We start from the raw sequence: 7652 nt of genomic DNA, 5'->3' as shown, positions 1-7652 counted from the left end.
CGCTGGTGAGCCGGTTGGCCTGCCCAGGCCAGAGCCGGGTAGCTACGTCAGGCGAGGAGAAGCGCTGAAAGCATCTAAGCGCGAAGCCGACCCCAAGAGGCGCTTCCCACTCCAGGCTGGCTTGCCAGCCGGAGATAAGGTCCCAGGCAGACAACCTGGTCGATAGACCGGAGGTGGACACCTGGTAACAGGTGCAGCTGACCGGCCCTAATGACCGAACGGCTTGTGCCTTCCTTACGATACTGCAGAAGATCTCTGAGTGCCTGCTACTGTCATGGATGGAGCGCGCGACGCTTTCCCGCTGTCGCGACGGCAGTTCTCTCTCAGCAAAATTGAGGCAAGACACCATCCAGTTGTAGGGTTCTCCCTGTTTCGCTATTGCTTCTGGTACCTTGGTTAGAAGGAATAGCGCTAGCAATCAACAGGGTAAGGATAGTAGGCAGGAAAAGGGGCGTGTTGCCACTGGCAACGCCCTTTTTTTATAGCCCTGAGCGAAGCTGAGCATGATCATCGATTTCCACACCCACCTCTTCCCTCCTCACATCCGCGCTCAGCGCGAGCGTTACTGCGAACGTGACCCCTGGTTTCGAACTCTCTACGCCAATCCTCGCGCTAGGTTGGCCACGGCTGAGGACCTGATAGCGGAAATGGATGCCTCGGGTGTCGATGCTTCCGTGGCCTTCTCTTTCGGCTGGACTGATCCGGGCCTGATCGAGGAGGGGAATAGCTATATCCTAGATGCTATGCGTCGCTATCCGGGTCGCATCTACGGCATGGCGGTCGCTTTGCCAACTGCTGGCCGGCGTGCGGTACAGGAGCTGGAGCGCTGCGCTCAGGCCGGCATGATCGGCCTGGGTGAACTCATGCCCCACGGTCAGGGCTATCGCCTGAGCGATACCCATCTACTGGCCCCCCTGATTGAGGTCGTGCGCCACTACAACTTACTCGTCCTCTCCCACTGCAGCGAGCCGGTTGGTCACCTCTATCCCGGAAAGGGCGATGTCTCCCTGGCCGATATAGTCGCCTTCCTGACGGCTTTTCCCGATGTACGCTTCATCGCTGCCCATTGGGGCGGCGGCCTGCCTTTTTATACCCTGATGCCAGAGGTGCAGCAAGCCTGTTCCTTGGTGTGGTATGATACTGCTGCAACGGTCTTCCTCTACCGCTCGGCCATCTTTCCGACAGTAGTGAGACTGGTAGGCGCTGATCGCATCCTCTTTGCTAGCGATTACGGCTTGCTGCGCCAGCAGCGTGTAATCGAGCATATTCGACAAGCTGGCCTCAGCACCGATGAGCTAAGCAAAATTCTGGGCGAAAATGCGCGCCTGCTGCTCGGCTTGCCTGAACAACCGGCACAGTGATGCTATGAGAGCAGACCAAACTTGGCGGCCTCCCAAAGTAAGCAAGCAATCCTTGAAGAAGATAAACAGCAGATCTGAGTAGAGATATGCGCGTCATCTCTCTGGGAAGCGGTAGCAGCGGCAATGCCTTGCTCATCGAAGCTGGCCCCTCTGGGCGGACCAGGCTGCTGGTCGATGCTGGCTTGCCGTGCCGTACGCTCATCAATCGCCTTCATCTAGTCGGCGTCTCACCCGCCCAAATACTCGCTGTGCTTCTCACCCACGAGCACGATGATCACACCCTGGCTCTTCCCAACCTACTAAAACGCTATGACCCGCTCGTGATCGCTGATCCTGCCACTCTGGCAGCCCTGGCCAAAAGCCCACACCAGAACAACAACGGCGCTGATGCCGACCCCTGCTCCGTCAGAAATCAGCCTCTACCTCGTCCCGAAGATCAGACTTTCTCTTCCCAGCGGCATGAGTTGCAACTTGCTGACAGCGAGAGGAAAGCAGCAAACTTGCCCCTAAGACGAACGCTGGCTTTGCCCGCTGGCAGCTCCTGCGTCCTTGGAGATGTAGAGATTATTTCCTTTCCGGTTCCACATGACGCTGTTGCACCCTGCGGTTACCTGCTCTGTGCAGGCGGATGTCGCGTCTGCGTGGTAGTGGATAGTGGCTCGGTCACCCTCACCATGCTGGAGGCGATGCGCCAAGCTGACCTGCTGATTCTAGAGGCCAATCACGATCGTGAGCGGCTCCTGCGCGGCCCCTACACCTATGCCCTCAAAATGCGCATCCTCAGCCCCACTGGCCATCTCTCTAACGAGCAAGCTGCTCAGGCAATTCTTCAGACCTGGCGCGCTGATGGCCTGCGCTGGATCTGGCTGGCCCATCTCAGTCAGATCAACAATACTCCCCATCTTGCCTTAAGCTGTGTTCAGCGTCAGCTCGTGGAAGCCGGTGCCACTCTGCAACAGGTGCATCTAGCAACGTTGCCCCGTGCAATGGGGCCAATCTGGGACTCAACACGCCTCTGGCACGATGAGTACTGGTGGCCCGGGGGTAAACTCTCTCACTAGGGGAGAGGCCAGCGCCTAGTCCGTGCTCTCTCTGCTAGCAAGGTACCTGCTAACCACTTCTTGGCTGGCCCTTGCTGCTCCCTACTACGGCCAGTAGCTCGCAACTATAGCGCTTGCAGAGCGCTGTTGGCCCGTTCAATATCGCGCACAGCATGCAGCGCCCTAAAAAAGCCCAGCGCCTGAGACAAGGAGTGACGAGCCAGCTCACGCCAGTGCCCGGCTGCCTCCGGCAGTTGTGCGCTGGCCGCCTGCCTGCGATACAGCTCGCCAAGGCAGTAAAGCGTCTGGCCCCGCTCCCAGGGCAGATCAAGACGCTCGAAGAGTGCTAATGCTTGCTGTAGACAGCTTCGCGCCTCCTCCCAGCGCTGGAGCGTAAGGGCCAGGCGACCCTGTGCTCGCAAAGCCCGACCCTCCGCCTTAAGCGCCCGCGACCGACGCGCCGCCACCAGCGCGCGCTCACACCACTTGGCTTGCTCTTCGACAGCAGCCTCTGTCCGAGTCAATAGCTCGGCCAGCAGTGCCTGCTGCTCCGGCCTGACAAACGGCTCGTGGTGTCTGACCTCTTCCTTAAGCGTCTCCGCTGCATTGCTCCACTCCTCACCTGAAAGTTGCAGCACAAACTCAAGGTCGAGCCGCAGCAGACGAGAGGTCACCTGCTCACCAAGGAGCTTCAGACGACGGAGATAGCGCTCCCCTTGCTCATAGTCACCGGTCTGGAAGGCGATCATCACCAGATGCTTCAGAGCATCGATCTCCCACATCTCTTCAAGCTGGTATTGCTCTATTAACAGCAGAGCCTTCTGCGCCGCCTCGCGCGCATCGTCCCAGCGATCCCAGTCATACCAGACATGGATGCGTCCCAGCATGCTCAGGAGGAGCAAAGAGGGACTTTCCATCGTCTGGGCGACCTGCCATGCTTCACCAAACCAACGCGCAGCGGTTGGATAATCGCAGATGAAGAAGTGTACCCATCCTAGAGAGTAATAGAGATCATGCAGCTCCTGTCGATCCTGGCGCCCCTGTTGACGAGTAATCTGGGCCTGAAGCTGCTGGCGCTGATGCTGAGTGCGATGGGCCTCCGCATAATCGCAGAGCTTCACATAAATGCCCCCAAGAGCGTCGAGGGCCAGCCAAAGCGCTTCTACATCCTGAGCCTCCTCGGCCAGACGCCGGGCCTCGCGGGCACTCTGCAGCGCTTGCTCTGCCCTCCTGGCTCGCTCGTTGACATCGTTGGAATCCTCAGCTCCCCGGTGCATGTACCACAGCGCCAGATAGGTCAAGAAAACAGCCCGATCTCCCTTATCCTTGGCGAGCGCCAGCCCGGCATCAATGTAGGAGCGCACTTCGTCCATATCGGGGGGAGTGTCATGCCAAGGCCCCCAACGCGTTGCCAGCTCGGCCAGACTATCATACAGATAGAGAAGATCGGCCGAGGGTGGCTCAGGCTCAGCTTCCAGCAACTGCAGCGCCTGGCGGTAGGCTTGCCAGGCTTCTCTCAGATTCGCACGCTGCGTGAAAGCGTCACCCAGTTTCTCATGCATGCGTGCCAGGACACGGCCCTCCCCTCCGCTCTCCCTCAACAGCTCCAGCGCATCGCTGTAAGCCTGAATAGCCCGAATCGTATAGTAGCTGCGCAATGCCTGGTCGCCAGCCTTTGTCAGGTAGACTGTCGCTCGCTCTCGCAGCTCTTGCAGTGATAGCTCTGGCTCTACCTGCTCCGCAGCAAAGCCGGCACGCAGACTATGCGTCCAGTTGGTAGCAGCCTGCTGATAATGATAAGCCAGCAGCTCAACAAAGCGATCAGTGCGCCCAGCCGTCTGCTCTTCCAGCCAGCGAGCCAGACGAGCATGACTCACAGCACGGTGAGACCGTGGGAGCGTATGATAGACAACATCTCGCGTCAGAATATGCTTAAAACTAAAGACTCGATCGTTCTCAACTGGACTCCGATCGCGCCTCTCTGACTCGGAGATAAAATCGCGCGTGATCAGCGATTCCAGGATCTGCAAAAGCGTCTCCTCATCCAGATCGGCAGTTAACTCACGCAGACCCGCGAGCCAAAAGGTACGTCCGATGAGTGCCGCCTTTTGCAGTACATGCTTTTCCACGGGGCTGAGGAGGTCGACACGCGCCGCCAGCACACCCTGAATCGTGTCAGGGACTCGGGGCAAAGGCAACGTATAGTGAAGATCTAGCAGAGCGTCGTCTGGCGGCCCTGCCGGGCTGGCTAACTCGCTAAGAAGATGCTCCTTCTCGCGGGCAACCCGCCAGCTATCTTGCTCATAGACCAGAATTCCCTGATCAATGAACATGCGGACCAGTTCCTCCACGAAAAAAGGATTCCCCTCAGCCCGTGAGAGGATGGTGTGACAGAGAGCCTCTGGTAGCTCGCTATTCTTTAGCAAAGCACGCACCAGCTCCTTGCTCTCCTCAGGCGAAAGCGCCTCTAAGACAATGGTCGTAAAGTTGCGTTGGCCCCCACCCCAGTCCTGGCGCCGCTCTAGAAACTCAGGCCGCGCCGGACACAGCAGAAGAAGTGGAGCATTGTTCAGGCGCTCCATCAGGTACTCTAGCAGGTCCAGGAGCGCTTCATCGGCCCACTGGAGATCATCTATTACAAGAATAAGTGGCTGCTGCTGGGCAAGCGCTGCGAGAAGAATGCGCCAGGAGCGTAAGAGAGTCATTTGCGTCCCGCTCTGTTCCAGGTTGCGAGCATAGGCCATGCGCTGCCGCTCGCGCCGCTCGCCCCCCGATAACCTGGCTGAGGCACCCAGTTGGCGACCGACACTCAGCAGAATGGCCTCAGCCACACCCGCGGCATCCTCTTTGTGCCCAGCCCTCTCCAGCACTTCACTGACAAAGACCGTGAAACGACGATGAATATCCTCGTCGCTCTCGTTATATTGAACCTGGAGCAAAGCCCGCAGGATCTCGATCAGTGGCCAGTACGTGATGCCTTCACCATAGGGGGGACAGCGCCCGTACATAACTAGGGGCGCCGGCGCTTGATCCGGACCTGTCGTACTGCGAGCTTTCTCCTGCTCACGCTCGATAAACTCGTGGACCAGGCGCGACTTGCCGATGCCTGAGGGACCAAGCAGGGTGATCAAATGGGGTTGCCGCTCGGCCAGCACACGCGCATAGGTTGCATGCATCAGAGTTAACTCTAGTGAACGTCCAATGAGCGGTGCCAGCAGGCCGCGTCGAGCACGCGCTGCCAACGCGCTAACAGGCTGCTCCTCTGCCAGGCCTAGCACAACCCAGGCCCGCATTGCCTCCCCTTTCCCCTTCAGTTGCAGGGGCGCCAGCGGGCGAAAGTGGAAGGTCTCGCGCGTCGCTAGATAGGTGCGCTCGCCTACTAAAATGGTATCAGGACCGGCTACCTGTTGCAGACGGGCAGCAATATTGACGGCATCGCCGGTCACAAGAAAGTCTCCCCGCCTGGCGAGGCTGCCATCGAATCTGGGCGCGGCAACCTCACCGGTATTAATCCCGATACGCATCTGTAAGGGCACGGCCTCGGGATCACGCTCGCGACGCGCCTCATTGAAGCGCGCCAGGGCAGTTTGCATATCGAGTGCCGCCCGAATGGCCCGATCAGGATCATCCTCATGGGCCTGCGGTAAGCCGAAAACAGCCATGACGGCGTCACCAATGTATTTCTCAACTGTGCCACCGTGGCGCCGAATCTGCTCAGTCATCAAGTTAAAATAGCCCGCAAGAATGGCCCGTAGATCCTCGGGATCAAGACGGTCAGCCAGCGGGGTCGAGCCGGTAATGTCAGCGAACATCACGGTGACTACGCGCCTCTCTTCGGGCGTGCTCAACATTGGCCTTTGCTCTGCTGGCCGCTCCAGGGCTGATTTCTCTGGATCTACAGACACAGGCAGTCCAGAGGACGATTCGAGCCATGTCTCCTCTTGCCTGCTCACGGCAGGAGCCGGCAATGACAAGGCATCCGCTCCTTCCGGCCATCTCCCTTTCTGCCCCTGGGCGCGCCCACATTCAATACAATAGCGCGCCACCGGCGGATTGGCCGTACCACAGTAAGGACAGATCAGAAAGCGCAGGCCACAGGCAAGGCAAAATTTGGCATGCGGCGGGTTCGTAGTCTGACAGTGCGGGCAGCGCAGCATGATCCCGGTGCTCTTTTCTGTGCTAAGGCTCCTTCCTCTGTCTGCTTGCCTCTCCCTCTGGTCCCCTCTTGAGCTAGCTCTGACGACTACCTCGAGCAAGTCTAAGGCTCTCTAACTGAGCCTATGGCTGGCGAATCTATAGCTGTATTCTACTATATTTCGCTCGCCGGGAGGTAGCAGTGATTGTCTGCTGCGGCGATGGCAGCTTCGATAGCTGCTAGCTGGCTCCCGGCTAGAAACTCAAAGGGGGGAGCCGCTTGCCAGTTGACCTGGTGCGCATGTGCGCTTTCTGCCCAGCTTGACGAACCGGGCAGATTTGCGTACTATGGGGCGGATGGAAGGGAGAAGTATGCGTATGCAACGAGATTTTCGTGTCGAGAGCCGTAGCTATGATGGAGTGCTGCGCGGCACCTGGCGCGCCTATCGCCTTTCACCTGATGTGCAGCTAGGTGATCCGCCAACCGCTGAGCCAAGCGCTGACTGCCTGCGCCTCTGGCTGCCCGCCGGAACACTGATGGAATGGACGACGGGTACGCGCCCGCTCCGCCATCATTGCCTCCAGTTCTTCTGGCCCGAGCGCTGGTATATGTTGAGCGCCTTCTACAATGGCCGCGATCTACTCTATACGTATGCGACTATTATCTTGCCACCAACAATCGAGGTGGCAGGCCTGCGCTATGTTGATCTCGACTTGACAATGCTGGTGCGCCCCGACCTTTCCTACGAGGTGCTCACTCAAGCCGAGTTCGATCACATGGTCGAGTTGCTAGACTATAGTGAGGAAACGCGCATCGGCGCCTTGATGGCTCTGCGCACCTTGACAAATGCGGCCCAGATCGGAACAGGCCTCTTTCGCCTGATCCCTCAGCGTCTTCTCCAAAGCGATTTCGAGCAGTACGGCTGCCTCTCGCAAAGCGGTCCGAGCTGAGTAGCTGCTGATGATCGGTGACCGACTGCTGCCAGGATTACCCTGCTCCCAGGCCTCTTCTCTGCTTACTTCACATCAGCTTATTCGCGCTTACCCCCCCTCCAGGCCCCCGGCGGCGGCGGGGTGGGGGCCGCCCGGGGGCGGTTGCGCGTGGGCGGGGCCGCGG

Annotated in this window: 4 protein-coding genes and 1 rRNA gene; 4 read left to right on the top strand and 1 reads right to left on the bottom strand. The window is 58.9% G+C overall.

Annotation, left to right across the window (positions count from 1 at the left end):
- From IRZ24_RS14035 to IRZ24_RS14025, 3 genes are all read left to right on the top strand, one after another.
- Window positions 1-231: ribosomal RNA gene (locus IRZ24_RS14035) — 23S ribosomal RNA — on the top strand; the annotation flags it as partial.
- A 272-nt stretch (window positions 232-503) separates the two neighbouring features.
- On the top strand, window positions 504-1361 hold the full coding sequence (locus tag IRZ24_RS14030) for an amidohydrolase family protein (protein ID WP_297165300.1): 858 nt from the start codon (window positions 504-506) through the stop codon (window positions 1359-1361).
- A gap of 86 nt (window positions 1362-1447) precedes the next feature.
- Window positions 1448-2422: an MBL fold metallo-hydrolase gene (locus IRZ24_RS14025; RefSeq protein WP_297165298.1), complete on the top strand. Its 975-nt coding sequence runs from the start codon at window positions 1448-1450 to the stop codon at window positions 2420-2422.
- A 104-nt stretch (window positions 2423-2526) separates the two neighbouring features.
- On the opposite strand, the gene IRZ24_RS14020 is transcribed toward IRZ24_RS14025, so the two are convergent.
- Entirely contained in the window at window positions 2527-6558 is a 4032-nt protein-coding gene (locus IRZ24_RS14020) for an adenylate/guanylate cyclase domain-containing protein (protein ID WP_297165296.1), read from the bottom strand.
- Window positions 6559-6913: 355 nt separating this feature from the next.
- On the opposite strand from IRZ24_RS14020, the gene IRZ24_RS14015 reads away from it, so the two are divergent.
- A complete protein-coding gene (locus tag IRZ24_RS14015) occupies window positions 6914-7486 on the top strand; it encodes a DUF402 domain-containing protein (RefSeq protein ID WP_297165294.1) in 573 nt (190 codons plus the stop codon).
- Window positions 7487-7652: the final 166 nt, after the last annotated feature.

Origin of the sequence: Thermogemmatispora sp. (assembly GCF_019683755.1) — a bacterium.
GTDB lineage: Bacteria > Chloroflexota > Ktedonobacteria > Ktedonobacterales > Ktedonobacteraceae > Thermogemmatispora.
The sequence above is the reverse complement of the archived record's forward strand: the minus strand, read 5'-3'. Positions and strand labels throughout refer to the sequence as shown.